General features: G+C 47.5%; 27 protein-coding genes. 15 read left to right on the top strand and 12 right to left on the bottom strand.

The window, feature by feature from the left end; all coding sequences use genetic code 11:
• Positions 1-173 precede the first annotated feature (173 nt).
• Entirely contained in the window at positions 174-1178 is a 1005-nt protein-coding gene (locus BTA51_RS20090) for a LacI family DNA-binding transcriptional regulator (protein ID WP_094710553.1), read from the bottom strand.
• Between the two features lie 168 nt (positions 1179-1346).
• Here BTA51_RS20090 and BTA51_RS20085 point away from each other — a divergent pair, with 168 nt between their 5' ends.
• Positions 1347-2537, top strand: coding sequence for an ABC transporter substrate-binding protein (locus tag BTA51_RS20085; RefSeq protein WP_094710551.1), 1191 nt, complete (start codon positions 1347-1349; stop codon positions 2535-2537).
• A gap of 240 nt (positions 2538-2777) precedes the next feature.
• Positions 2778-3428, top strand: a complete 651-nt coding sequence (locus BTA51_RS20080; RefSeq protein WP_246841107.1) for a DUF1287 domain-containing protein — start codon at positions 2778-2780, stop codon at positions 3426-3428.
• On the opposite strand, the gene BTA51_RS20075 is transcribed toward BTA51_RS20080, so the two are convergent.
• Positions 3425-3604 (bottom strand): hypothetical protein, encoded by a 180-nt coding sequence (locus tag BTA51_RS20075; RefSeq protein WP_094710549.1) that lies wholly within the window; start codon positions 3602-3604, stop codon positions 3425-3427. The two genes, BTA51_RS20080 and BTA51_RS20075, sit on opposite strands and share 4 nt — an antisense overlap.
• On the opposite strand from BTA51_RS20075, the gene BTA51_RS20070 reads away from it, so the two are divergent.
• Positions 3579-4250, top strand: a complete 672-nt coding sequence (locus tag BTA51_RS20070) for a DUF1614 domain-containing protein (protein WP_094710548.1) — start codon at positions 3579-3581, stop codon at positions 4248-4250. The two genes, BTA51_RS20075 and BTA51_RS20070, sit on opposite strands and share 26 nt — an antisense overlap.
• Positions 4251-4296: 46 nt before the next feature.
• Here BTA51_RS20070 and BTA51_RS20065 read toward each other — a convergent pair whose 3' ends face one another.
• The 5 genes from BTA51_RS20065 to BTA51_RS20050 form a co-directional block, all read right to left on the bottom strand.
• Positions 4297-4737 (bottom strand): hypothetical protein, encoded by a 441-nt coding sequence (locus tag BTA51_RS20065; protein ID WP_094710546.1) that lies wholly within the window; start codon positions 4735-4737, stop codon positions 4297-4299.
• A 45-nt stretch (positions 4738-4782) separates the two neighbouring features.
• Positions 4783-4905 (bottom strand): hypothetical protein, encoded by a 123-nt coding sequence (locus tag BTA51_RS30805; protein WP_256385743.1) that lies wholly within the window; start codon positions 4903-4905, stop codon positions 4783-4785.
• Between the two features lie 105 nt (positions 4906-5010).
• Positions 5011-6225, bottom strand: coding sequence for an Ig-like domain-containing protein (locus BTA51_RS20060; RefSeq protein ID WP_094710545.1), 1215 nt, complete (start codon positions 6223-6225; stop codon positions 5011-5013).
• The gene (locus tag BTA51_RS20055; protein ID WP_168188231.1) at positions 6215-6760 is read right to left on the bottom strand and encodes an outer membrane beta-barrel protein; all 546 of its coding nucleotides are present in this window, start codon (positions 6758-6760) and stop codon (positions 6215-6217) included. The genes BTA51_RS20060 and BTA51_RS20055 overlap by 11 nt, the downstream gene beginning before the upstream one ends.
• 214 nt (positions 6761-6974) lie before the next feature.
• A complete protein-coding gene (locus BTA51_RS20050) occupies positions 6975-7826 on the bottom strand; it encodes a hypothetical protein (protein WP_094710541.1) in 852 nt (283 codons plus the stop codon).
• 126 nt (positions 7827-7952) lie between these two features.
• Here BTA51_RS20050 and BTA51_RS20045 point away from each other — a divergent pair, with 126 nt between their 5' ends.
• Positions 7953-8435, top strand: coding sequence for a GNAT family N-acetyltransferase (locus tag BTA51_RS20045; RefSeq protein WP_094710539.1), 483 nt, complete (start codon positions 7953-7955; stop codon positions 8433-8435).
• Between the two features lie 52 nt (positions 8436-8487).
• Here BTA51_RS20045 and BTA51_RS20040 read toward each other — a convergent pair whose 3' ends face one another.
• Complete coding sequence (locus BTA51_RS20040; RefSeq protein ID WP_094710537.1) at positions 8488-9819, bottom strand: APC family permease; 1332 nt, start codon at positions 9817-9819, stop codon at positions 8488-8490.
• Positions 9820-10218: 399 nt separating this feature from the next.
• Between BTA51_RS20040 and BTA51_RS30240 the strand changes: the two genes are divergently transcribed.
• Positions 10219-10359 (top strand): hypothetical protein, encoded by a 141-nt coding sequence (locus BTA51_RS30240; RefSeq protein WP_168188230.1) that lies wholly within the window; start codon positions 10219-10221, stop codon positions 10357-10359.
• Between the two features lie 186 nt (positions 10360-10545).
• On the opposite strand, the gene BTA51_RS20035 is transcribed toward BTA51_RS30240, so the two are convergent.
• A complete protein-coding gene (locus BTA51_RS20035; protein WP_094710535.1) occupies positions 10546-12792 on the bottom strand; it encodes a P-loop NTPase fold protein in 2247 nt (748 codons plus the stop codon).
• 212 nt (positions 12793-13004) lie between these two features.
• On the opposite strand from BTA51_RS20035, the gene BTA51_RS20030 reads away from it, so the two are divergent.
• A complete protein-coding gene (locus BTA51_RS20030; RefSeq protein WP_141215642.1) occupies positions 13005-13316 on the top strand; it encodes a hypothetical protein in 312 nt (103 codons plus the stop codon).
• A 35-nt stretch (positions 13317-13351) separates the two neighbouring features.
• Here BTA51_RS20030 and BTA51_RS20025 read toward each other — a convergent pair whose 3' ends face one another.
• Entirely contained in the window at positions 13352-13780 is a 429-nt protein-coding gene (locus BTA51_RS20025) for a hypothetical protein (protein ID WP_094710531.1), read from the bottom strand.
• Positions 13781-14265: 485 nt separating this feature from the next.
• On the opposite strand from BTA51_RS20025, the gene BTA51_RS20020 reads away from it, so the two are divergent.
• The 6 genes from BTA51_RS20020 (at position 14266) to BTA51_RS19990 (ending at position 19923) form a co-directional block, all read left to right on the top strand.
• The gene (locus BTA51_RS20020) at positions 14266-15681 is read left to right on the top strand and encodes a hypothetical protein (protein WP_094710529.1); all 1416 of its coding nucleotides are present in this window, start codon (positions 14266-14268) and stop codon (positions 15679-15681) included.
• 116 nt (positions 15682-15797) lie between these two features.
• Entirely contained in the window at positions 15798-16124 is a 327-nt protein-coding gene (locus BTA51_RS20015) for a hypothetical protein (RefSeq protein ID WP_141215641.1), read from the top strand.
• Positions 16125-16586: 462 nt separating this feature from the next.
• Positions 16587-17597 (top strand): hypothetical protein, encoded by a 1011-nt coding sequence (locus BTA51_RS20010; protein WP_141215640.1) that lies wholly within the window; start codon positions 16587-16589, stop codon positions 17595-17597.
• Positions 17598-17711: 114 nt separating this feature from the next.
• Positions 17712-18164, top strand: coding sequence for a DUF5333 family protein (locus tag BTA51_RS20005; RefSeq protein WP_094710523.1), 453 nt, complete (start codon positions 17712-17714; stop codon positions 18162-18164).
• Between the two features lie 31 nt (positions 18165-18195).
• On the top strand, positions 18196-18675 hold the full coding sequence (locus tag BTA51_RS20000) for a hypothetical protein (RefSeq protein WP_094710521.1): 480 nt from the start codon (positions 18196-18198) through the stop codon (positions 18673-18675).
• A gap of 633 nt (positions 18676-19308) precedes the next feature.
• Entirely contained in the window at positions 19309-19923 is a 615-nt protein-coding gene (locus tag BTA51_RS19990) for a nucleoside/nucleotide kinase family protein (RefSeq protein ID WP_094710517.1), read from the top strand.
• A 127-nt stretch (positions 19924-20050) separates the two neighbouring features.
• On the opposite strand, the gene BTA51_RS19985 is transcribed toward BTA51_RS19990, so the two are convergent.
• Positions 20051-20818 carry an SDR family NAD(P)-dependent oxidoreductase gene (locus BTA51_RS19985; protein WP_094710515.1) on the bottom strand — a complete coding sequence of 256 codons (768 nt, stop codon included), beginning with the start codon at positions 20816-20818 and terminating at the stop codon, positions 20051-20053.
• Between the two features lie 198 nt (positions 20819-21016).
• On the opposite strand from BTA51_RS19985, the gene BTA51_RS19980 reads away from it, so the two are divergent.
• A complete protein-coding gene (locus BTA51_RS19980; protein WP_094710709.1) occupies positions 21017-21307 on the top strand; it encodes a helix-turn-helix domain-containing protein in 291 nt (96 codons plus the stop codon).
• 108 nt (positions 21308-21415) lie between these two features.
• On the opposite strand, the gene BTA51_RS19975 is transcribed toward BTA51_RS19980, so the two are convergent.
• Positions 21416-21733 carry a hypothetical protein gene (locus BTA51_RS19975; protein ID WP_094710513.1) on the bottom strand — a complete coding sequence of 106 codons (318 nt, stop codon included), beginning with the start codon at positions 21731-21733 and terminating at the stop codon, positions 21416-21418.
• Positions 21734-22031: 298 nt separating this feature from the next.
• Between BTA51_RS19975 and BTA51_RS19970 the strand changes: the two genes are divergently transcribed.
• Together BTA51_RS19970 and BTA51_RS19965 are read left to right on the top strand one after the other, a co-directional pair.
• Positions 22032-23570 (top strand): aminotransferase class I/II-fold pyridoxal phosphate-dependent enzyme, encoded by a 1539-nt coding sequence (locus BTA51_RS19970; RefSeq protein ID WP_210404883.1) that lies wholly within the window; start codon positions 22032-22034, stop codon positions 23568-23570.
• Between the two features lie 240 nt (positions 23571-23810).
• Positions 23811-25163, top strand: a complete 1353-nt coding sequence (locus tag BTA51_RS19965) for a M48 family metallopeptidase (protein WP_094710511.1) — start codon at positions 23811-23813, stop codon at positions 25161-25163.
• Positions 25164-25244: the final 81 nt, after the last annotated feature.

Here is a 25244-nt window from a genome sequence, read left to right as displayed (position 1 = left end):
GGATGGTTTTCTGAAAAAGGCTCATAGAATCAGCAAGATGAAATTTTGTAACAAACTCTTAAGATTATCTTTCAAAGTCTTTCGGCCGACCCCTCAAGGCCTCGGCAAGAAATGATATTGAGCCGCGTAACATTGAACCGCATCGCGCCGGGTGGACTATGCGCGGTTATCGGTTATCGGTTATCGGCTGCCACAGACTCCCGAACGACCAGTGTTGGTGCAAACATCTCAAAGGTGGATGGCAGGGGACGACCTTCACTTAGTGAAATGGCCAATTCTGCGGCCCTGCGGCCCATTTCCTCTACCGGCTGACGAACGGTGGTTAGTGCAGGAGATAACAGACCAGCGTATTCCACGTCATCAAATCCAACCAGCGAGACGTCCTCCGGAACCCGAATCCGGTGTTCACGCAGAGCTTTCATCGCGCCGGCGGCCATTTGGTCATTACAGGCGAAAATGGCGGAAAAGGGTTGTTTTCCAGCGATCAGCCGACTGGCTGCCTCATACCCCCCATGGACGCTAAAACCGCCTTCCACGACGATATTGCTACGGTAGCGAATTCGATGCTGTTTCAGGCATTGGCGATATCCTGATACCCGGTCCTGAGCTTCTTTATTCTGCATAATGCCGCTGATACAGGCGATATCGCGGTGACCGTTTTGAATCAGGTGTTCCACGGCCAGGCGGCTGCCCAGTGCATTATCCACCACTATGCATTGGGCCTCCAATTGCGGCAGGAAACGGTTCAGCAGCACCATTGGAGGACCTTCTTCCTTCAGGGTCAGTATTTCTTCGTCCGTCAGACAATGGGGGAACAGGATGACGGCGTCACTACGTCGGCTTACCTGGGACTGAAAGGTGTCGCGCATTTCTTCGTAGCTCAGGTTTTCTATGGAGACCGTCAGATTGTAACGTGCCGTCCGCAGAGTGCGTTCAAGGGTCTTGATCAGAGGCCCGAAGTAGGCGCTGGTGAGGTCGGTTAACACCAGAGAGATATTTCGGGTACGGTTGGTCACCAGTCCCTGGGCGAAAAGATTGGGCTGATAGCCCAGCTCCCGCATGGCATCAAATACCCGCTTACGTGTGCTTTCCTTGACCGGAGCAGTATTGTTGATCACCCTGGATACAGTGGATATGGACACTTGTGCCAGTGCCGATACTTCATTAATCGTCGCCATTGAGTCTGCAGAATACTCTTGTTGTTGTGGTTACCGGGCTAAATGTATGAATTTTCGCGTCGTATAGCAAAAATCCTCTTATCTGGTTTGTCTCTGCTCCGGAGATTTTTTTGCAAGTGAGTAGATTTCAACCAAGATTAATAAGAACTATCCCGATGTGAGTGGAGTATGAGTCTGACATCGACCTTCTGTAAATATTTGCTGGCGGTGCTGGTCTACACGGTGTCGTTATCAGGTATTGCCTATGGTGATGAGGAGAAGTCTTCGCCGCTGCAATCATCTCAGCATCAGCCATTACCGCTTCAACCATCACCATTTCAAACATCAGACTACATTACCTATATCTCGCCTTCACCGATGGATAATTGGTTTTGGGGGAAGACGGCAGAATTCGCTGGCCAGGTAGCTGGAGACCTGGGTATCGGGCTTGAAGTTCTGGCGGGTGATGACCAGCGCTTCACCGTGCTGGAGCTGGGACAGCAGGCATTATTGCGCGAAAAGCCTCCAAAAGCCCTGATTATGGGCTACTTCATTACCATTACGGAAAAGTTGCTCGAACTATCTCGTGACAAGGGTATCCCCGTTTTCCTGATTAATACCCGGGTTCATGAGCGGGAGCTGGAATGGGTCGGGGGACCGAGATCTGAGCGCTTTCCCAATTGGCTTGGGCATATGTATCCAGATGATGTCAAAGCCGGATACGTGGTCGCCGATGAACTACTGAAAAAGGCCCGGCAAATCTGGCCGGCAGGAAACAACTACAGCTTGTTGGCCATTAACGGCGCGCTGGATTCCATGGCCGCGCTGGACAGGCAGCAGGGATTGTATAGTTTTTTGGATGAACATCCGGGACAGTTGGATCTGAAGCGTCTGTTGAATACCAATTGGCTGTGGGACGGGGTGACCTCTCGCATGCCGACCATGCTGGAACGCTACCCTTCATTGCAAGTGGTCTGGTCGGCCAGTGACCTCATGGCGTTAGCCGCCAGATCAATTGCCCCAAAAGCACCGATCATCTATGCAGGAATTGATTGGTCCGATGCCGGTTTACAGGCCGTTAAAGAGGGAGATCTTGCGTTAAGCCTGGGAGGACATTTTACCGAAGCCGGGTGGGCCACCATCTTGTTATTCGATTACTTTCACGGAGTCGATTTTGCGTCTTCAATGGGCGTGATCATCAAGTCCCCCATGTCGCTGGCAACGTCCGACAATGTGGAGAGTATTATCCACAAGGTCTCACCTGAATATTGGAAAACCGTGGATTTCACTCAATATTCAAGATTCATTCATCCGGATCAGACCCGATACCATTTCTTTGAATTCTTCCAAATGGATCATGGCCCCGAGGTAATGCAGTAACGCTGTTCACCTGGTCACTCATTGTATACCCTGAACCAAAGTCTGGTTTGCGTCGGTACCGCCGTAAAGCGATGTTAGCCGCGGGAGAGTATTCGGGAAAAAGAGCACTCGGGAAAAAGTGCACCTGCGAAAATGTGTACCCACGAAAAAGAGTACACGCGAAAATGTGTACCCACGAAAAAGAGTACACGCGAAAATGTTTACCCACGAAAAAGTGCACCCACGAAAAAGGGGAGGCCCATGTTCCTGTTAGAAAAGCCGCAAGGCAGGTTGCGTCACTGTCTCCCGGCAACGACGTTGATGATTTCCATGAGCTGCCTGCTCTGGTCTGCCAGCGGGTTGGCATCTTTTGAAGACGACCTCATCACTGCCGCACTGGAACGGACCCGCCATCAAGTGCGTTATGACGGAACCTATCTTTCAATCGCCTACCCAAATGGGGATGTTCCCGCTGATCAAGGGGTTTGCACGGATGTGGTGATCCGCAGTTATCGTGCACTGGGAATTGATCTGCAGCAGCTGGTGCATGAAGACATGAAGGCAAACTTTGAGCAGTATCCTTCTCGCAGGATCTGGGGACTTACCCGTCCTGATACCAATATTGATCATCGACGGGTGCCGAATCTGCAGACATTCTTCAGCCGTCATGGGCAGAAGTTGGGCACCAGTGATTCTGCTGAAGATTATCAGCCTGGGGATCTGGTCACCTGGATGCTACCGGGTAATCTTCCGCACATCGGTATTGTTACGAACGAGCGGCATCCGCTGAGTGGTCAACCGATGATTGTGCACAACATTGGTCGCGGGCCTGTGCTGGAGGACATGTTGTTCAACTACACCATTACCGGACATTACCGTTTTCACCCTGGCGAGAATGCAGATGGCCTTTAGTCGTCCTGAAGATAAAAGGCGTCAAAGAAGGCAAAGAAGCCCAGAACGCCAAAGAAATGGCTGTCTTCAAAAGGCTCAAATAATGAAAGAGTGCCTGAATAGTCCAGATAGTCGAAAAAGCTCAGGCGGACCCCCAGAGGTTTACCCGCAATGCCCTTAGGCCTGTTCCCATTCATAGTGCTGTTGCTTCTGTTTCTGCTGCCGTTCCTGTTTCTGGATATTATGACCATTGCTCTGGGTAAGCTCGGGATTGACCCACTGCTCGCGCCTTGGGTGGTGTTTTTCATGTTTGTCGGCTCACTGCTCAATATCCCAGTATTGCGGGAATCGGTGGAGCAGCCGTTAACGCGCCATCTTCTGGATGTTTGGCGTGCCGAGCGTTATTTACCCCAGTTGGAGCGGCAGGTCACTGAACGGATCATCGCGGTGAATGTGGGGGGCTTTGTCATTCCCATGTTGCTGGTGGTTTACGAGATCATGCGCATTATAGCTGCCGGACCGGAGGTCCTGTTGCCATTGGTAACTGCGGTGGTCGTCAATGTGGCTGTCTGCTTCTGGAGTGCTCGCCCAGTAGAAAATGTGGGAGTGGTGATGCCAACGTTTGTTCCAGGCCCTGTGGCAGCTCTGACAGCATTATTTCTAGCGCCTGATATGGCACCTCCGGTTGCATTCTGTGCAGGAGTGCTGGGGCCGGTGATCGGAGCTGATCTGATGAATCTGAATAAAATTCGTAAAGTGCAGGTGGGAGTGGCCAGCATCGGCGGGGCCGGTACTTTTGACGGAATTGTGATTTCGGGGTTGCTGGCAGTCCTGTTGACATGAACAGGCTGCCCCTGGAATCAACGGAGAGGCGTGTAGAAAAGTGCAATCAACGCCAGATATGGGGTGAGTGGAAGCGGTACTTGTATAAGGCCAGATATGTTAGGAGCAATAATGGCACCAGCAAAATTACGATAAAGCCTAGGAAGACATACAGCTCGGTTTGTGATTCGAAACCGGGATCATCCATGCCAAATATTGTGTAGACATCCCAGACAATACCTACCGGAATCAAGTATCCCCAAAACTGCTGTGACAGCAGTTTTTTGTTGTGCGAAAACCCAAACAACCCCAGTAAAATTAAGGTGTAGACTACGCCCTCTCCAAGGATGTTAAACAGAGTTTCTTCGGGATCGCCCAGCATTGAAAACATAGACCAGGATTCTAGAGCCAGCATTATCCAGAAGAACACCTTCCATCCGGTTCTGTTTGGAATTTCTTCTATTCCAAGACTGACATCAGACTCAGGAGCTTTATAGGGATTCGTCACAAGTACACCTTCTACCGGGGTTGTTTTATCAGTTAGGTTTGTGGGCTATAACACAAACCCGAACAACAAAATACCCAGAGCAACACCGATGGAAATCGTGATAAGAAAATGGTTGATCATGCCATAGTCCAGGCTGTCACCATGTTTACCGGGAAGTTGACTTGCCATTGTTGATAGTTCCTTATTATTTATGTGGAATTTGCGGAATGAACTAACGCCCCGGCTTTACTGATCAGAAGTTACCGAGGCGTTGCAGATAAACAGTCTGACGGGTTATTTGTTGAGAAACAACTCAATTTCGTCGTCGTATTCACCATAGTCAGCGGTAATGCGGATGTAGTTCTGACTATAGTCGTCAAAGCTGTCATCCATGGTGACTTTACCGTCACTGTTGATGCTGGCAACGTCGCCGCCGACCGTAATCACCCAGATGACTTTGTCCTCATCTGCCAGATCCTCCGTGGCACGCGAACCATCGGACAATTCTTCGTAAAGCTTAAGCTGCACTGTATCGCCGGGGTCCAGCTCGTCAGAGGTCGGGCTGACAATCACAATGCCGGTCACATTGAGTACTGAAACTTCAATCGTGTCATCCAGGCCGCCACAAGAAGCGGTAATCGTGGTCTCTCCAACCGTTTTAGCGGTGACTTTACCGCTGTCACTCACCGTTGCTATATCGGTCTTGGAGGATTCCCAGGAGGTTGCGTTAGTGATGCTGACTCCTGACGAACCGCCAGTGTAATCCCCTTTGCTGCTGAGGCTGAGCGTAGACCCTGTACGGATGGATGCGGTGCTGCCCTGGCTGATGGTGAGAGCTGCAAGGGTCTCAGAAATCGTAACAGGCTCAACTGCGGAAGTGATTCCAGATTTAGAGCCGGTAACATTGATACTCCCTGAGTCGTGAGTGATCAGACTCTCTCCACTAACAGTAGCCTTGGTGGTGTCATTTGAAGCGTAAACGACACCACTCATGTCACGCATGCTGCCATCTTCATAGGTGCCGGTGGCGCTCAGGATGGCAGAGCGGCATTCATCCAGAGGATTCGGGTTGACGCTAACGCTCAGAGCGGTGAGTGCTGCATCGGACAATGTGATATCCATGGAGTCTTCAAACTGGCCCCATTTGATCTTGGCCGTGACATTGTGCAACCCGGTAAAGTTTTTGGCGGTCAGGGTACCGTCTCCGTCAAAGGACGCATGGGAACTGTCAGACAGCGACCAGGTGACATCGTCACTGATATCCAGTTCCTTGTCTCGTGAAGTGGTTCCTGTTGCCGTGAACTGCCAGGTTTCACCGGGCTCGAAGATGTCCTTATCACTCTTCGAACTCAGCGAGATACTGACGATTTCCTTTTCGGCTACATCAATGGCCTCGCCCAGCTTCTCCGCCTCTTGTTGGTTGTCGCATGCTCCTAACAATAAGGCACTGCTAAACACAGCAGAGGATAGAACACCTTTCTTGATTCCATTCAGGGCACTAAAAATCATAAGTTACTCCAAGGGTAAATTGCGCAACGGAAAGCTGGTCGTCCAGATAATAATGCTCATAGCTGGCTGCCAGATTAACCTTGGGATAGGAAGGCAGGTACTCGGAGTATCGGATCATCAGTGCCGGGCCGTCCCAGGTCTGGTCGCCCGGATAGTCTGTGGAACCCGCTCTGGTGCTGGTTTCCATGACCGCATAGCCAGCGCCTAAAAGAAATTGACCTCGGCGGGGTCCGTCATATTCATCGTAAAGGGAATATGTGAGGTAGCCCTGGGCACTATAATTCAGGGACATTTCGGTCTTATTGGATTCATTGTCTATAATGCCGGTTGCCGCCGCGACTTCCATGCCAACGCCGCTGTCTGACTGAAAGCCGGTCTGGAGTCCGGCAAACCAAGGCCGGAAGGTGACGTCATTGACTTCGAAATTCAACAGGCCGACGTGGGCTCCACCGTAGGTTTTGGCTTCGGCGTTTGCATGTAATGCCGGCAAGCCGAGACAACATGCCAGTACCAGAATGACTGGGCGCGGGTTCATAACAAGGGTTCCTTCTTTGGTCCTGCAAATCAGGTGCGTGGGTATCCTGATTAGAGCGGAGGCTCGCATCCTGAAATCCGTTCTGAGCATCTGTCTGGAAAGGGTGACAGGCGCAGAAAAATGTGAAGGCCAAAAATAGCAAATTTACAGGATCGTGGGCAGACGTAATTGCCTGAGAAATGATTAAATATTTTTGAGGAGCGGTGATTAGCTCTCAGATTTCGACTTTTTCCTGCTGCCGGGGACATAACTTCTTACCTGAAAGGCGCTTTTCAGTAGGGCGGGTTACCCGCCGGGACCTGACCAGGTAATAAATGAGGCATAGCCAGAGGATCGTGAGAAGAGTGCCGTCAATCCAAACCCCATATTTCGACATCTGAAGCTGTCGCAATGTGTTCCAAAGGCTGGTCTCTGTTCCGTCGATACGAATGCTCTCATGACCATAATGGAGGATATTGAGACGATAGGGACTGTCGGGCAGAGCGTCATCTTGCCAGGGCGCGCGCACTTGAACATAGGCTTCATGGGCCATCTGTTGATGTAGTATGGCGCTGAAGTGCAGGTTGAAGCTATTTGGTTTTGTCTCACCAGACTCTGTGATATCAGGTTCTGTGCTGTCCGGCAAAGTGAAGGTCAGGTTAGCCTGGAGTTGCGGCAAATCTCCTGAATGATCAATGTCGATGCTGTCGACATCGAGAGTATAGGGATCATTGTTATCGGTGGTGATGGCGACATGCTGATGCAGATAGCTATAGAGTTGCATGATGCTTTCTCCATTCAGGCTAGCGCGGCTATTTAGTTTAAGGCCGGAGTCTTTATCCAGATTAAGTTCAGAGCTTTTGTCCAACATATGATCAGAGCTATTGTCCAGCTTGAGATCAGGTATGGCCAACTGCAATTGATCAAGAGGAAAGTGTATTTCCATGACAATGGACGAGCCATTTGTGTCCACTAGCACTGTGCTGTGTGACGTTGGATCGGCATAGACATAGGTGACGGATAGCAGGAACACCACCGCCGTCCATAGGTTGGGAAAACGCCTAAATATGTTAACCACGAACTTCACAGGCTGTTATCTTTTGGCTGTTTGAAAGACACCAGTCGATTGTGAGAAGAAAATATGCAAGAAATATGGAAATTTCTGACCTGAAAAAACTGTAATCATGGCCCAGTAAGCCGAGGAAACATCAGGATGAAAGTAGAAATTGTTGTCGCAGATTACCTTAATCCCACACATAGTAGGGATATTGGTTTCCTGATGGACTGTTATGCCAGAGATCCGATGGGAGGCGGTGAACCGTTGTCTGAAGATATTCGCCAACGGCTGGCGGTTGAACTCGCGAAGATTCCAAATGCCTTCAGTCTTCTCTGTTATGTGGATGATCAGCCGGCAGGCCTGGTCAATTGCTTCCAGGGCTTTTCCACCTTCAAATGCCGGCCACTGATCAATATCCATGACATTGTCGTGGCATCTGATTTTCGTGGCTTGGGGCTTAGTCGAAAGCTGCTGCAAAAAGTCCAGTCGATCGCACAGAAGCGGGGATGTTGCAAATTAACCCTTGAAGTCCTGGAAGGGAATGCCAAAGCCCAAAGGGTATATTCCAGCTTTGGGTTCTCAGGATATGAACTGGGCCCGAAACACGGTAGGGCAATGTTTTGGGAAAAGCCCCTGTAGTCTCCTGTTAAAGCTCCCAGATGACCTGAATCGGTCGCATGAAGTATTATCTTCATGCGACAGGTTGTAAGACCTTGCTTCTGGAATAGATCCATGAACACAGGGTTAAAAGGGCATACAGGCCACCAATGAAGTACAGTTGTTCCGGTTGATAGCTCGCCTCAAAGTAAATAATCAAAATCGTCCCCGCCAGCAGCCCGAAAACGGCTATCAGCGCCACTATAGGTGAGGAATCTGTTCTGTGGCGAACGCGGTAGTTGGCGTAGGCCATGAGCATAGACACCAGCAGAAAAGTGACACTACCGAATTCAAGGATGACCTGAAGGTTACCCGCCAGGATCAATAGAAACGCGAAGACGGACATCGCGGATATCGAATATACCGGGATATTCCGGCTTCGTTTGGCCAGCAGTTTGGGGAAATACCCATCCTTGGCAATAACCGCCATTTGCCGGGATGCACCGAACAGCGTGCCGCTGATGGCACTGCTGGTGGCCAGCAGGGCACCGAGGATGACCAGATCGGTTCCCCAGTGTCCGAGAACATGGTCGGCCCCTGAGGCCAGCGCATATTCCTGGTTACTGATAATGTCCTCAAACGGAATGGCGAGGATGGCTCCCAGTGCAATGACAAAGTAAATCAGGATGGCCAGAGCAATGGCGGAATAAATGGCTCTGGGGATGTTGCGCTCAGGTTTTTCCATTTCATTGACGGCATTGACCACCAACTGGAATCCCTCATAAGCGACGAAGGTGAGGGAAGCGACGATCAATATATTGAGAAAGGTTACATTGCCGTCATCATGAAGCAGTGCAGGGATGGTCGTATCACTGTTATTGATCAGAACAAATGAAATGACCACCAGTATGACCAGCTTGGTGTAAACCATCAGATCCTCGACTTTCCCCATGCCTTTCACGCTCCAGACATTGATCAGGGTAAAGACGGCAATGATGCCTCCGGCCACCAGCTTGCGGGTCCACTCACTGTCGGCAAAGGCAAACCCGCTGATGGCATAAGAGGCGAAGGTATAGGCATAGAGAGCTAATGTACTGATATACCCGAAAATTACCCACCAGCCGATGAGAGACGCAGCAAAGGGGGATTTGGGGAAGGTCTTCTTATAGAACGAGTAAGTGGCCCCTTCGTCTTTGTAGTACACCCCCAGCTTGATATAGGAGTAAGCGGCGAGAGCGGCAAACAGCCCTCCGATACTAATGGCAATAGGGGTGTAGACACCGATCATGGAAACGGAAATCCCCAATACCGTAAAAATGCCGCCGCCTACCATGCCGCCGAGGGCAATGGCGATCAATTCCGGTATACCGAGAGCTTTATTGCGAGGTCGGAGAATAGATATTGTCCGGTTCTTAAAAATCATCATCAGGCGCAGCTTCCGTGGCAAGTCAGTGCAGAATTTTGAATAACTGATATTTTCTTATTTAAATCAACATGATGCTTGAGCAGGATCAATTAATCGCTCACCAGAGACAACATATACTACTAACTAATGTGACTGAAACCTGTATTACATATGAATTACAGTGATTTCACTTTCCAAATATATTGGGCTATGTTTCAGTATTGCCTGGAAGTAGTTCCTTACATGTAAGCGGAAACTTTCGGCGGCACTATGTCAAACGGCATAGCCGATTTGAATCATAGACGACCGTCGCACAGGGATGTAACTTCAAATATCAGGACCGCTCGGATTCCAGAGAGCAGTTGGGTTCAGGCACAGGAAATAAGGATATACCGCTACCCAAACCAGGAGGTAATAAAAATGACACCGTCAAAAGAAGAGCAAAACACTCAAGCTCCTAAAAAACTAGCTCCTACAAATTTTAAACCCGCCAAAGAAAATCTCGAATACCTGAAAAAAGTCTTCGAGAAAGCCCGTAAGGCTCAAGCGATTAACTGTTAACGACTTGCTGTACAAATACCCTGCGCTTCCCGGTCACTTTACTGATCATTGAAGAAGCGCAGGGATTCTTCTTTTGCCTGTTCAATACGGCTCTTTATTTGTTCTATATATTCCGTGTTTGTTTATTACATTCCCTGTCTGTTCAATACATGCCACTGTCTGCTCTATAAGCAGGCTGTTCAGTTTTCAGGTTCTGTGGGTCAGCCTCAAAAACAGGCGGGCTGATTCAACATCCAGCGACACATCGATGTTTTCTCCGTTTCCTCTCCACACCTGCTCAAACAGACTGACATCAATGGACTTCAGGGAGTTGGTATTTTCAAAATCCAGTAATCTATCGTGCTTGACCGCCATACGGATTTCCTCCACTGCGGAAGGCCAGCGGGTGAGAATGATCATCCACAGAGCCAGCTTCTTCTGGTTTTCCTCCTGTCCCATTTCAGTCGGGCAGAGCACCAGGGCGATGGTCAGGATCATGGTGTAGGCGTTTACATAACGCTTCATTGCGCGCGGATTGCTGGCCAGAAAAATACCGTAAGGTTTGAGAAAGTGTTCCAACTGTTTCTGGGCTTTGCGGGAGTTGATTTCCACTGCTGCCTTATTGCTGATGGCTTGTCGCATGACCGGATGCAGATCCGGGTTGGTCAGTTTCTGCATCATGACATCAACACTGGCAGATGTTTCCCGGTTGATTTCTTCAGGTGTTGGTTTGTCCGTGTCCTGGATCAGCCCCTCTTTCTGGCGTGCCAGGAGTGTGTCGAAGTAGGCTTCTTTCTGTTCTTTGCTGATCTCGGGAATGGTCACGTCCATCTGGAAGATTTTCTCCAGAAACAGTGAGCCCATGTCCTTGCCCGGTTCCCGAATGCTCTCCATCATGTCCGGGTAAACGGTCTCATAGGCCGTGTGAACCCAGCGCCGGTCGGCGGCAATCAGATAATACACCCGTGAATCGTTGAAGACGGTTTGAATCACTTCCAGCAGCTTGATGACATAATCTGCATTGCAACGGTCCAGGTCATCGATGTACACCATGATCGGGCCGTCTACTTCCGTCACGAGTTCCTTGAAGCGGTTTCTCAAAACTTGTAGTGGATCGTCATTCTTTCGGGCAAACACTGTCGCCTCCTGCCGGGAGGCCTGGGAGGGGTCCTGTTCCCGTAATTTGTAGAGATTAAACACCACCATGGGAATGGAGAAGGCGGACAGAATCAGCCCCAGGATGTTCTTGGCACTATCGGCGTTATTACCCGCAAAAATCAAAATCAACGCAACGATGGTGATAGCTGCCCCTAACGTCGCCAGCCCTCTCCATGGCCCCCGAAAGCTTTCTCTCCACCTTCTCTCTGCCTGCCGGATACGGTGGCGGCGGGTGTTCATTTCTATTTCCCGGTGATTGAGGTTATACGAAGGGGGAGTAAACAGGTTTTCACAGGTGTCGGTATAAATGGTCTGGTATAGCGACCACCAGATTGGTTCAAGCCGCTGCTGCTGCCAGGCATTGAAGTTCACAACTACCCAATCGGTATGTCGGTCAGTCTCCGGCAGGAGTGATATATATTTCCTGCCATCCGGATCTTTCTGTGTTCGAACCGGCTGTAATGCGAGAGTCAGCAATCGCATAAAGGTGGATTTCCCCGATCCCCACATGCCGTGCAGGTGAATGCGAAAACTGTCTTTGGCTTCTTCTCGTGAATCCCGATAAAGATTGTTTAGGGTGACGGCTAGTCCCTGGGCTATGGGGGAGCGGCTGAGTTCGTCTTCGGTGAAAGGGGAGTCGTAGTTGATGCCGGTTTTGTGGTCTAGTTCAGGCTTCGTGGTAGAGCGGGGTGGAGGCTTGGGACTGTTGGTTTTCCTGGTACTTTTTTTTGGTTCTTTACTTTGCCCCTTTCTTGATGCTCTACCAGGCTCAGTGCCAGTGCCAGTGCCAGTGCCAGTGCCAGTGCCAGTGCCAGGATCTGTACCAGAAATTTCCCGATAGCTGCCAAGTTGGCTGATCAGGTTTTTAAAAGCTTCCGGGTCTGTGTGTTTCTCCAAGAAGCTCAATAGCGTCTGCCATTGACGCTCAGTCAGAGGAGTAATCTGGCTATCCGATATCCCCGAATTCAGATTCCCAAATACACCCGTTCCCATAAGCTCTTCGATGTAAATTGGCGGAGAGATTTGAAAGAGTATTTGAGCTCCCAGCAAAGAACCCAGCCTGTCCAGCGGGACATCAGATTCATTGCTGCTTGTTGGAACAACCCTTCCTAGGGCGATAATCTCAGCCCCTTGCCATACCAGTACAAAGTCACTGAAAGAAATTTGGTTGATATAGCCGGAAATGGCCGGGTAATCGAATAGAATCCGGGCGCCTGCACGGAGGTCAATACTGGCTTCAGTATTGGGTAAACGATAAACCCAGGAAGAATATTGGTCTGTTGCACTTGGGGCCATGTCCGTGGTTCCTTTGCTCCGGAGAATGATAAGTGCTTACGTGTAGTCTGTATAAATAATAGGCCAGGATGGGGTGGTTTAACATTGGTCTGAAGGCATACTCAATTCTTCCATTATTCAGGGATTCGTAATAACTTGCGCGGGTTGAATAACATCTGTGGCATTGTCGATAAAGCTAACCTAATCGATGAATAAGGTGGACTTGGAGAAAAATGACAGCAGTAAGGGATACGCTACGTAAGTTAAGACGGAATACTCTGCTACTAATGGCTGGGCTGCGAAAGGCCAGGATCATAAAGGAATCTGACGTTATTCATGCTAGCCGGGAAATGTTCTTTACGGAGAAAGTCTGGTTCCTGTTGGTGGAAAAGGATGGTGTTGAAAAAATGGCGGTTTGTCGATGGGTTTTATCGCCGCTGTTTGTCACACGACTTTATATTGATAGGGAAGGTTTTGATAAAACCCTGTCCTTTTTTCAGGAAGTGAACGATCGGATAACGCCTGACCCTGCTAGTGCTGACTGAAACACTTTTGTTCCCGGAGCTACGGGGAAATATGGTTAAGCGGCTGGCTCGGCTTCTTTCAATCGTTTGTGATATTGGAACGTTGCGGCCATCGCCCGGAACAGGAAGTACAGGAATATGGCCGACATAAAAATACGATCAAAGCTTCCCGTTTGAATCCATATCAATATTTTGATTAGCAGGAAAAGAAAGAACATCAGAGTAGAAGCAACTCTGCTCTTTCGGTAGATGCCATACGCAAGAGCGAAACAGACCGCTGCTGTAAATCCCAGCCACATCAAATAGTCGCTGCCCAAATCGGGCCTTGAACTGCTGTATAACAATATAAGGCCGAGAACCAGTACACCAAGTACCGTTGCAGCAATAGCACCATTGTTAATTTTGTTGATGAGCTTTTCAGGAATCTCTACTTGGGCCGTTATTAGCAAATCTGACTTTGGAGGATCGTATATTGGTTTGTTCATGGTTCATCAAAATATCGTGTTATCAAGATAGCACTCGCTATTCCCCAGGCGGATAAGTTACTAACGATTAGTTATAAAAGATAGCCTTTCAAAATGCCGATTTTCGTCTAGTCTGTTAGAAAGTTTGGCTGATTATTGATCGTTTTCGGAGCTTGACGGAAAGGTAGGTTCTTTGAGAAATGTTCTCATCAATAGGGCGTAGATGGATTGGAGCTTGGTAGTGGAATACGAAACTTCGAAGTTTAAGGATTTCCCTCAACGGTTATGTTTGCTCTCTTCTCAAACTTTTCATCTTCAACAGGCTTTCTGGAATAAAAACTTTCTTTGCAGAGTGGTATGGCTCCTTTCTGTCAGTTTTATAGCAAGGATAGCTCTTCTGAATAAGCAATCTTCATATGATCGATGACATATTATATAAAAGTTGAGAGAAATATTAGCTATATAATGTGAAAAGGGTAATAACAATAATAAAGGAGAATCGTGTTATGGAAAGAATATCTATAACCCTTAGTATAATTATCGTAATGATCATGTCCATAAATGTGTCTGCAGCCAAGCTCTCCATAGGAAATCAGTCTGGGGAGCCATTTCTGTACGACCAAGGAAAGGACTATGTGACGATAAGCTTAAAGGATCTTAATCTGCCATCAATTAATGAGAGAGGCAGTAAACTATTTGAGTTTCTTAAAGAACTGTTCCTAGATAGAAAGAAATATGGGGTTGCATATATACAGGTAACTCCCGAGTTTGGGGAAAAACAAAAGACAGTTATTTTTACATATGAAAGGGACGATGATGAGCGCTATAAATTTAGATATGTAGGCGCAAACAATGGGGTAACATATTTGATAAGCTCACCATTTATTTATGGAGGGCCAGTGTCTATAGATGTGGTACTTAAGGAATGGGAAGATGAAGTGGCTAGCTCTGCTGTAAAGACAATACTGAGTGCTACAGAATCTTCACCTCTTGCTGTTGAATATCAAAATATACTATCAAATGTAACGTTATTGCTTGATCTGGTGGAGGCTCTTTTTCCTCCCGACTCCACTGAAGAAGCACTGTCTTTAAAATTGAACCCAGCGGACATTAAGAAAAAAGATATTCAGATTTCGGGAGAAGGAGCTGATTTCTTTAAAATTACATTAACAACCATCGGCTCTTTTTTTATGGACTTTGATACTGAAAACGGCTTACGAAGAGCTCATATTGAAAATATAGATGCATGGAAACAAGTTTTAAATAATGCTGATAAGAACCTTTCGTCCGATGGTAAAGAACCATTAGTTGCTGTGGTTCAATCTTTTTCAGATTATGTGTCTACTTTACCCATTAATAGAAATGATAAAGCGATATTGACTGCTTGCGCAATAAATGATTGGGCTGATAATGCTGTAAATGGTAATACTTCTTTTGAGGACGAGAAAGTTCAATTTACTGCGCATGATTACTCTAAGTTACCAACCTCCAACCTTGAATTAGTTAGAAATAGTAGGTGTGACTTTAGCGGTGTAAACTGCAATTCGTCGAATTGTCTTGCAATGTCAGATTTTATTAATAAGTCTTCCAGATCTAGCGCTAGGAGAATAGCGTCTAAGTTATATTTGGACGGAGAGCTTACTATTACGCTGTCCGACTCTGAGATTGTGCTAACTCCTGATGAATATATTTCTTCGTTTAGAATTATCCGCCCAGCATTTTTTCAGATTGAGCCTACCGGACCAAACTCTTGGAGTTATTACTTTCAGAAAGGGTCTCTGGATGTAAGAATAAATGGCGATCGTTATATGCCTTATGACATTCGTATAGATTTAGTTAAAGAGACCGTGTCAGAAGCTAGTAGATATATTGTTTCTGGTATTGAAATAGATACATCTAGTCTTGTAGCAGGAGCCAATTAGGGTGGGACTGTTTAGAAGTGTCCGCAGTAACGGGGTAGAACCCGGGTAACTTCTACCAACATAAACGTTTATTGTATTCCATGCATCGGTAAGAACTTCTTTGTGTGGGAAATATAGTGAGCGAACGTAATCTATGGGTAATTGAGTCAAAGCATACAGATCCGAATGATTTTTACGTCAAGGTAGATGGGGCTGAGTTTTATTCTGCCTATTGGATGGTTTATTCGTCTTCAATACAGAATGCTGAAGAGCTGGTGCTAGAGACATCAGAGGACTTGGGCTTGGGTGATGTGGATATTGTTGATATCCAACAATACCGGGACAATGCGGTAGTTGTGGATTCGGAGATAACTGAGAGGCTAAGAGCCTTATCAACAAAAATAGAGGGGCCGGAAGAGGCTCAGTTAGGCGCTTGGGTATCGTTAAGAAAAGGGCTTTGGTAGAGGAAAAAAGAGACCAGCAGCGTTGGATTAAGGAAGATACTGTTTTGAAATTAAGCTGACCTGGCTTTAATCATTCTATGACTGCTGACATGAAGCATCACTATGCCGTAACGTGGCCACCATAATAATTGAGTTATAACAAATTACTTCCGTGATGAATTATAAGAGTTGGTTATGGAAGCTGAGTTGATATTTGCTTGGTCAAATGGAACTCCTAGCCTGAAAGGATTGTACTAGATTGCCATTCAGCATGATGAAGGAGCCAGGTTTTTCTGACTTTGCAAACTGGAATGGTGACTCATGGGATTTGGATGTTGATGGTTCCGTAGTAGCCTCTATGGATTTCAGAGTTTTAAGAATCAGTTGAGTAAATCAGCACAAGAAGTTGAAACTCTCTCTTTGAGAGCTTTTGCATATATATAATACTGACAAGAGAATCTATCTGAATATGGGATGCTGCTAATGTCTGGCACAGTCATACTTTTTGATATTGAGTCAACGTCGAATAATTTCATTAGGAAAGTCGTTGATGAATTAATAACGATATCTCAAAGTACTTTCTTATTGAGGCCGACAGGAGTGCAGCCTCTATCCAACTCGCTGCAAATATATGAGCTGACTAAATCCTGGCCTCGCTGGGTGTCGAGGCCGTGGGTTGTTGCAGGTAGAAGTAGCAAAGAATCCGGGGACGTTTTATACAAGGGGCCATTTATTGAGGACTGCAGAGGCAAAGGCTACAACGAGCAGGTAAACGGGCTCTTGAGGGAGTTTGATTGGGCCATTTTTTCTTACTTCACTACTTTTCAAAGTGATGTCTGCAGTTTTATTACATCTGACATAACCTTGACAGAACTTCCCATCTTTAAAGCCCTAAAAGATGGCGCATGTGATTTGCATCAGTTTGACTCCAATCCAATAGAATGCCTACGAACGGCCACTTTTTATGATTATGACGTCGAAGGATTGTTTCCCTATGAAGCGGCAAAATTACGGGGCGAACAGTCACCTCTGTTGTTGTGTAGCATTGCTTTGCAAAGCAAAGACTTATACCACAAGTGGAACCACGAAAAGGATGAATGCGAGGAGAGCGTTTGGTTTCAACAGCCAATCGAACAATTAGAAACAGTTGATGAATTCGTTACTGACTATATGGGGTATAAGTTTAAACACTGTTTATTCCGCGTAAACGCGGTAACGCCTTACCTGGATATCTGGGGGGAGGCTAGCTATGACCACTCAATCGCGGAAGCAACGCTTTCTGCAGATACTGATTTTTCTGCCCTTAAGAAATACCTGGAGAACAAATGCTCTTTTGAAATTAATAGAGAGCTTGATCAGATCTGTACTTGGTCTTATGGGCAAGTCTATGGAGGTGGGGCGGATGAACATCATGCGATATTTCGCAGTTGTGATTCTGATATTACCCAACAAATATGGGAAATGGTGGGTGAGGAACAAATAAGTAGATTTTGAGGGCGCGGCCTGATTAAAGTTTTTTTGCCAGATTAATGTGATTAGAGGGCTTTAGGTAATGAAGCAGTTTAGGGGGAAATCAAATTTCAAAGTTGGTTCAGGAAGTATGGAATAATGACAGCTTTCAATTCTTTCGCAGGATATGTGTTCATACTCTCAGTGCTTGTCTGGTCTAGCGCCGTATATGCCAACAAAAAAGAACGTCCGGATTATCTGGATGAGGCTGCGTTCATTATGTTTATGGCAAACGAGACGACTAAGTACTGTGAAAATTTGGTTCCCGATGAAAAGGCGTTTGACAGATTCCAGGAGCACCTGTCTCAGCGATTGACTGAGGATGGTATCTCTAACCCTCAGGAAGAAGTAGAACCCATGCCGTTGGCAACGATCGTGTTAATGGGAACCAAGGAAATGGAGAAAAAAGGGGGACCGTTTATGTTTAACGCTGAGAAGTGGTGCCAGTATGGTCGAAATGAAATCAAGAATAAAAGTGAGATTGGACTGCTCCTGAAAGAAGATGAAACTCTGTCTTTGGGGGCAATCTTTCGAAGGTTCTTTGGGCAATAGTTTTGTTTTATTTCTTAAGATATGCCCCAGAATGACAATACAGACACCCCAATGGATTGCTGGAAGCTCTCCAGGGAAAGCCGCTAACGTACATTTTCTTGTGGCCATACAATATCCGACAGGTCTGGTTTACGATGTTCTACCCTGGGCTTTTGAGCCGCCGGGGGATTACTTTTGGCGTGGCTTGGATAGTGCTGCGGCGAAAGTGGTTGGTTATATGGAATTAACCCGTGCGATCGAGTGGGCCACTGGAGTTGGAAGCCAGCAGGACATCCTTTCCGCAGGCAATGTTGACAAGCTAGTGTGGAAAACTGGTGAACCAGAGGATAAAAGTCAGGGGTACGTTGTTTCGCTTCCATCTCATTACAATCTTTTGACATGGATTGAAGACGGTGACGACAGTGAATGGCTTTTCCCGACAAGAGAAGAACTTGATACCGGCTATGACCGTTATATTTCGTTACCTGAGTTTCTTCGCTACATTGCCAAGAATCTCAAATTCTCCGTGTAACTAAAATTGAGTCTGGAATTCAAGCCCTGAGTATAGATGTAGAGGTTCAAATCAATTCTGGACTTCTACACGCCCTCTTTTTCTAGTTCTCTGCCGGGCGGGGAGTCTGTCTTCTCAAGCGTCTTATTTGAAGCCCGATAAAAGTGCCTGCTACTGGTAGTGCCAGTGTGAAGGGAATATCAATTACCCATGTAGGGTACCAGAATTCACCAAGTATTAGAGACGTGGATATCACGCCAAAGGCTTCGGATAATATACTGATAATAATCGCGTGAAGATAAGGCTTGGTTTCAATACGGCTAACAAAAAAGGCATATATGATGAGGGATAGCAATATCCCTGCTAAAACATTCCAAATAACGTTCCACTTATACCCACCGTCGCTATTGTCCAGTGTAATGTAAGCAATCAATGTGCTTAGAAAAATCGAAGACAAAATTAGCACTGCTGTCCAAAGAAGGATAAATCCGATTCTCAATTCATTTCACCTTTTATTGGTTTGCCAAAGCATAGATATAGATTGATAGAAAGCATTCAAACGGAACGTATCAGAAAATCGCCACAAGCTCTATAGACTCTCTGCCGCCAATTTTCCATACTTTCGTTATGATTTCCATCCCAACAGGTACCCAAATGATTGCCAAAGAATACCAGGATCGCATCGCTGAAATGCTGGCCGGAGGTCAGAGGAAGCTGCTGGGTATTGTTGGGCCGCCGGGGTCGGGAAAGTCGACGATCTCACAAGCGATTCTGGAATTGGCAGGTGCATTGGCGGTTGTTGTTCCAATGGATGGATTTCATCTTGCCAATGCAGAGCTTGTTCGCTTGGGGCGGGCCTCACGCAAAGGTGCTGAGGATACTTTTGATAGTGCAGGGTTCGTTGCGTTGTTGCAGCGTATACGTTGTCAAAAGAGCAGTGAAATTATCTATGCCCCTGAATTTCGCCGTGAGATTGAAGAGCCTATCGCGAATGCGATCCCGATCGTTTCTGACAAGAGGCTGGTGATTGTCGAGGGTAATTATCTACTGCTGGAATCCGGACCCTGGAGGGATGTGCGCGGTTTATTGGATGAGGTCTGGTATGTGGAGGTTGATCATGAGGTTCGCCGAGGTCGATTGATCCAGCGTCACATGCAGTTTGGGCGAAGCGAAGATGAAGCTAAGGCGTGGGTGGCCAGTACTGATGAGCCGAATGCGGTTCTTATTGAGTCAACTAAATCCAGGGCGGATGTTTTAGTGAAGATTTAAAATTTCTCAAGTGCTAGATCCTCCTCCGCAATCAATCTCTGTTTCTCCACCGTAGACAATTCCTATTTTTCCTCTGTAAACAATCTTTGAAGAAAGCTGAAGCCCGGCTTGTGCCGGGCTATTTTGGCTAATTCCTGCCAGCCATGACACCGCCGTCAGTGTCCCAGACAGCGCCGGTCACCCAACTCGAATCATCGCTGAGCAGGAACGAAATGGTATTCGCCACATCCCCTGGTGTTCCGATTCTCCCGATAGGATGGAAAGCATCAAATGTCGATAGGGTCGCATCCACTTCACCGGGATCAATGAAAGCTTCATAGATCGGCGTCTTCACAACTGCCGGAGAGACGGCATTCACGCGGATGCCATATTCGGCCAGTTCCATTGCCATGTGCTGCGCAAGAGAATGCAGGCCGGCTTTTGCCATGGAGTAGGCTGAGGATGGTGTCGCCTTGATGGCCTGTTTTGCCCACATTGAACCTACGTGAACGATAGAGCCGCCTCCATGTGCAGCCATATTCTTTGCAACTGCCTGGGAAATGAAGAACGTGGCTCGGTTTAAATCCAGGTAAGCGTTGTAGTCTTTGTGGTCGTGTTCAAGAAATGAGGTCGGCTTGAACTTTCCTGCCGCATTCACCAGATATTTGATATGACGGTTGTTGTCAGCGACAAAATCGATCACGTGCTGGATATCTTCGGCGTCATACAGGTTGGCCTGCAAGGTTTCAACCTGTCCTGAATCCGCAAGCTGTTGTCTGGCATCGTTTAGTTTTGCGGCAGAGCTTCCAATAATGATGGTGTCTATGCCGCGTTCCAGAAGCTGTCTTGCTGTCGCCAGACCTATTCCGCTGGAACCGCCCACAAGCATGGCCAATGGGGAGGATTGGTTTTTCATAAGTTTATCTCCGTCGATAGTTATCAGGTTTCGTCGCGATAAGCCAGGATCGCTGCAAGGTGTGGACGGATCATAAGAAAGCTTGTAGATTGTTGAAAAGTAGGCACAATTCGGTGCGGTAGGTACTTAGTGGTATACATTGATGAAAACTCAGGAAAAAAATTCTCAAGAAAGTCTCCTCCTGAGCAAAGTGCGCGTATGGTTGAGACGATTTTTGGCTGTAAATGGTCTCTCACCGTGTATCAACTTTTGCGAAACGATATTAATCGGCCGGGAGAAATGGTGCGGAGTGTTGAGGGTTTGACCACCAAGGTGCTCAATGAATGTCTGCGGAAAAATGTTCGGTTTGGTATTTTGGAGCGTATGAGCTACAACGAAGTACCACCGCGGGTGGAATATAACATCACACCGTTCGGTACCAAGTTTATCCGCATCCTCGATGAGCTTGAAAAGCTCCAAAGCGAGATAGAAGGTGATATGCCGGTTTAGACAGACTTCTCGCGGAGGTTTCGGGTGACGGGACAGATAAACAACCTATACAGGATGCTGAGGCAAAACCTGAACTAAGTTGTTTATCTTAATTCTTAATAGAAGAGCTTATTTCATCGTTGGCACTGAAATGCCTAATGCTGCAAGCTTATTGTGGGCCTGTTGCATCGCGGCAGTGACTTCAGGGTCATTTAAGACAAGCTCATAGAGATCTTTATTCCCCTCGACGGCCGAATAATAATGCGAGCAACTGTCAATAACCTGGTGAAGGTGTGAGGTGACACCCAAGGCCTCTTTCTTGACGGTATCGCTGGCAATATCACCTACAATGGCGGAGGCTATCTCCCTATCCTCCACAAACAGGAGCAGGTCATTGGTGAGTAGTCGGTCTCGAAAGGCTTGTTCAAATTCGCTGGGCATAGTCATAGGGTCCCTCCTTTTATCCGTTCGGAATAATGTCCATTTGTTCACTCATAGACAAGAATAGCCTGTCACGGAAGGCAGGTAAATTGATCTTGAGCAAAAAATGAGCTGAAGAGACTGTCAGGTGGAGAAAAATGGCAGACAGTTTGTACGCATAGGTTTCAATCGACTGGGTGTTACAGAATGTTCTGTTGCGTTTTTGCTCGGAGTTGTTACGTCCCAGGTGGTTTTCGATAGCAAGCAGCCGGCTCAGAGTCGTCTACACTTAATGGGTATTGCTGTCACGAAAAGGAGATTCGAAATGGCTGATTCAGCAGAGACCCAGGCCTCTACCACAATACCTACTACTCCCTTGTATACACCTACCACTCCCTTGTATACACCTTCTATGCGCCGACATATACGGGCGGCAGAGGACCATTTGCTCAATGCGTCCGAGCCTCTGCGTCAGTGTTCACCGGAACAGATGCTTTATCATCGTTATCAGGCTTCAGGATCCCCCCATGGACCGGCTTTGTATGCGGTCAAGGGCGAGCATTGGAATGGAGTATGTCCGGCGTTTCTTGATTTCATCAATGAGTTTCGGTTTCGGCCAGAGGATATGGGTTACGCTGAGTGCGGTTATGGCATACAACGACACCGAGATTTTCTGCGTCGCTTAATCGTCCAGGAGCATGACCTGGGTGAGTTGGAGCGTGGTGGGGCAGGAGAGATTGATGTGGGTTGTCTGGCGATGACAACGCGAATGGCGATGTATGACCTGGCTAAAGTTGCCTACAAGGAATTCAAAGGACGGTGGCCCGGAATGCAACCGGTTGCACTGGTCCCAACGCCCGGTTGGGACTATCGGGGGATCTTCAGGGATGTGGGGTTTGACGTGTCCTACCTGCCCATCCGGCCGGAAAAAGGCTGGAAACCGGATCTGGCCGAATGGAAAGATCTTGTCGGGGCATACCGACAACACCCGTCTAAACGAGTGGCTCTGGTGGTGAGTAACCCTCAGCACAACCCGACCGGGATGCAATGGCCGGCGGAGGTGACTGAATTCCTGTTGTTGCTGTGTGCGGAAGAAACGGCCTATCTGTTGATTGATGATGCTTATTTCAATGTTCATGACCCCAGGGTTCCGGTTGTGAATCATTTAAAAACCATACTTCGCAGACTGAATGAGCGGGGTGGCAGTAATGCCATGACCCGGTCCGGTATGTTTGAGCGCTGGATGACCACCCGTCCGTTTGGCAAGCAATTCAGTTGTAATTCCATGGGCGTGGCGGCAATCACCACATCTCCTGCTTTGCTTCGTCAGCTGGCCAGGGAATCCTGGATTAACCGATATCACTGCAATACCCACAATGCTGAACTGATGTGTGCCTGGTTGGCGACGGAAGCCGCTGCTGACTGGACTGTGGAAACCGGATTGCTTTACACGCGTCAAAAGGAACGGGTGAAAGACAAGCTGGTACACCAGATGGGCTGGCCGGAACAGCGTGTCTGTATCGGGCCTTCCACCTCCTACATGATGTTCGCCGTGCCAGAGGTCTACCAGAATGAACCTGAGGGTATTGATCGTTTCCGGGATGATCTTTTCTACGCGACCGGCACATTGCTGTGTGCTTCTCTGTTCAATCAACAGGCCCCGGCGCCCTATGTGAGAATGCATTTGGGTAGCCACCCAGACATCGTCGATGAGTTTATCCGCCGTTGGCAGGAGGCGGGCCTGAACTATCGCCAGGAGAGCCTTTTTCCTGGTGTCGATGCGTTAAAGCAGCCACTACCGCAGCAAAGATTCCGCTTGGAAGCCGAGAGTGGGGTGGAAACGGAAAAGCCAAATGAGCGCTAATGAAGACAGACAAGGGACATCGGAGTCGGGTGGGCCCAGGTCATTTGAATCGGTTGAGGCTGTGGTGGCGAGAACAGGCGGCGCAAGCTAGTTTTAAATGAGATACAACCCAATGTGCTTAGCCGACTGTGCTTGTTAGACAAAGTCATCGAGTTCGATAGTGGTTCGACGATTAAGTTGAAAGCACGGCGGGCTCGGTGATGTCTTGAATACCCTCAATGTCTCATTCAAGGAACGGTCATGGTTCGCTTCATATATCTGCTCATTTTATCTTTTTTCAGTACCGGCCTTTATGCCTTTGACATGGATGCCTTCCGGGATGCGGTTTCCCAGCATGAAAAGGTATACAGCGATTATACTTCGTCGGCTGCCGCCCAGCGTTTGTTTGATGAAGGTAAGGTCAGTGAGGCAAATGATGAAATAAAGAACCTGGTGCCTGATGAGCAAAAGACGGCTTATGACTACTTCCTATTGGGCAATATGCTATTTGAGCTGGACAGGGAATCCAGTTTCAAGTTTATGAAAGAGGCAGAAAAGCTCCAGCCCGATAATCCATTTATTTTGTACGAAAGAGGGATTCATGAGCATCGGGCGGGTCACTATCTGTCTGCTGAAGACTACTATAAAAGGTTTCAGGATAGCGGGCTGGGGGATGGCAACCCCATCGTTAGCGCTTATTTGACCCACGTGTATTTAATGAATCGTAAAGTGGAGGATGCCTTTCGCGCGTGGAAGAATGCCGGCTTCGGAAATAACCACACCAGTATAGAGAAGGCGATGTATACCGTCTTTTCTGATACCGATCAGGAGCATGAAAGGGAGTCGCTCATTAAGGCGATCAAAACCGGAGACACCCATAAGTTATGTGATTTATACGAACTGGATGCCCATTGGGAAACAGATTGGTGGAATCATAAACCCAAAGAAAATTATCTGGAATATGATCGGGAGTTAGCCAAAGATATCTTGCGACCGGGCAGCAGGGATGAGGGATATTTTAAGTTTTGCAGCTCAACGGAAAGTGTGTCTGACGAGGTGTATGCAAAGCAACTCCGAGACCTGGAAGTGCTGAGTGGAAAAGGGCGGCTGCCGGAATCGCCGGCTTTGGTCTACAGTATTCTGAAAAATGTCATGTTGAGGAAACTGTTAACGCCACAGGAATTTCTGGAGAAATTCGAACCTCAATTGGTCAGTTATTCCAAGCAACATCCTGACGCCAGGGAATACTTTGATGTATTGGCGTATCTGTACGTCAATATCGGTGATTCTGAAAAGCTCAGGGCGATAGACTTACATGGATGGAAAGTGCTCAGGATTGAAAAGTATGCAGAAAGCTATGTGGTCGGGCAACGATACAATGAAAAAGAGTACCCGTCTGTGCTGGAAGACGCTCTTGAAGATTTTCCTCTCAGCCAAATGCTGAATAAACTCAAACTGGCAGATGCACCACCGGATAAATCCGTTAAACGAGAGGCGTTGATAGATTTTGTGGCCTCTCAATTCCCGGACGTAAAAAATAACTGGAAAGGTCCTTACAGATTAAATGATTTCATGGCCAGTTTGAGGTACGAGTTAGATCAATTGAATGACTAGTTCTGAAATAACGAGTTGTGTTGAAATAATGAGTCATGTTGAAAGATAGATGCGACCTTCACAGGCTGGTGTTGCTTGTGG

The organism is Hahella sp. CCB-MM4 (assembly GCF_002260525.1).
Classification (GTDB): Bacteria; Pseudomonadota; Gammaproteobacteria; order Pseudomonadales; family Oleiphilaceae; genus Hahella.
Note: the sequence above shows the minus strand (reverse complement) of the source record. Positions and strands in the feature narration are given on the sequence as shown.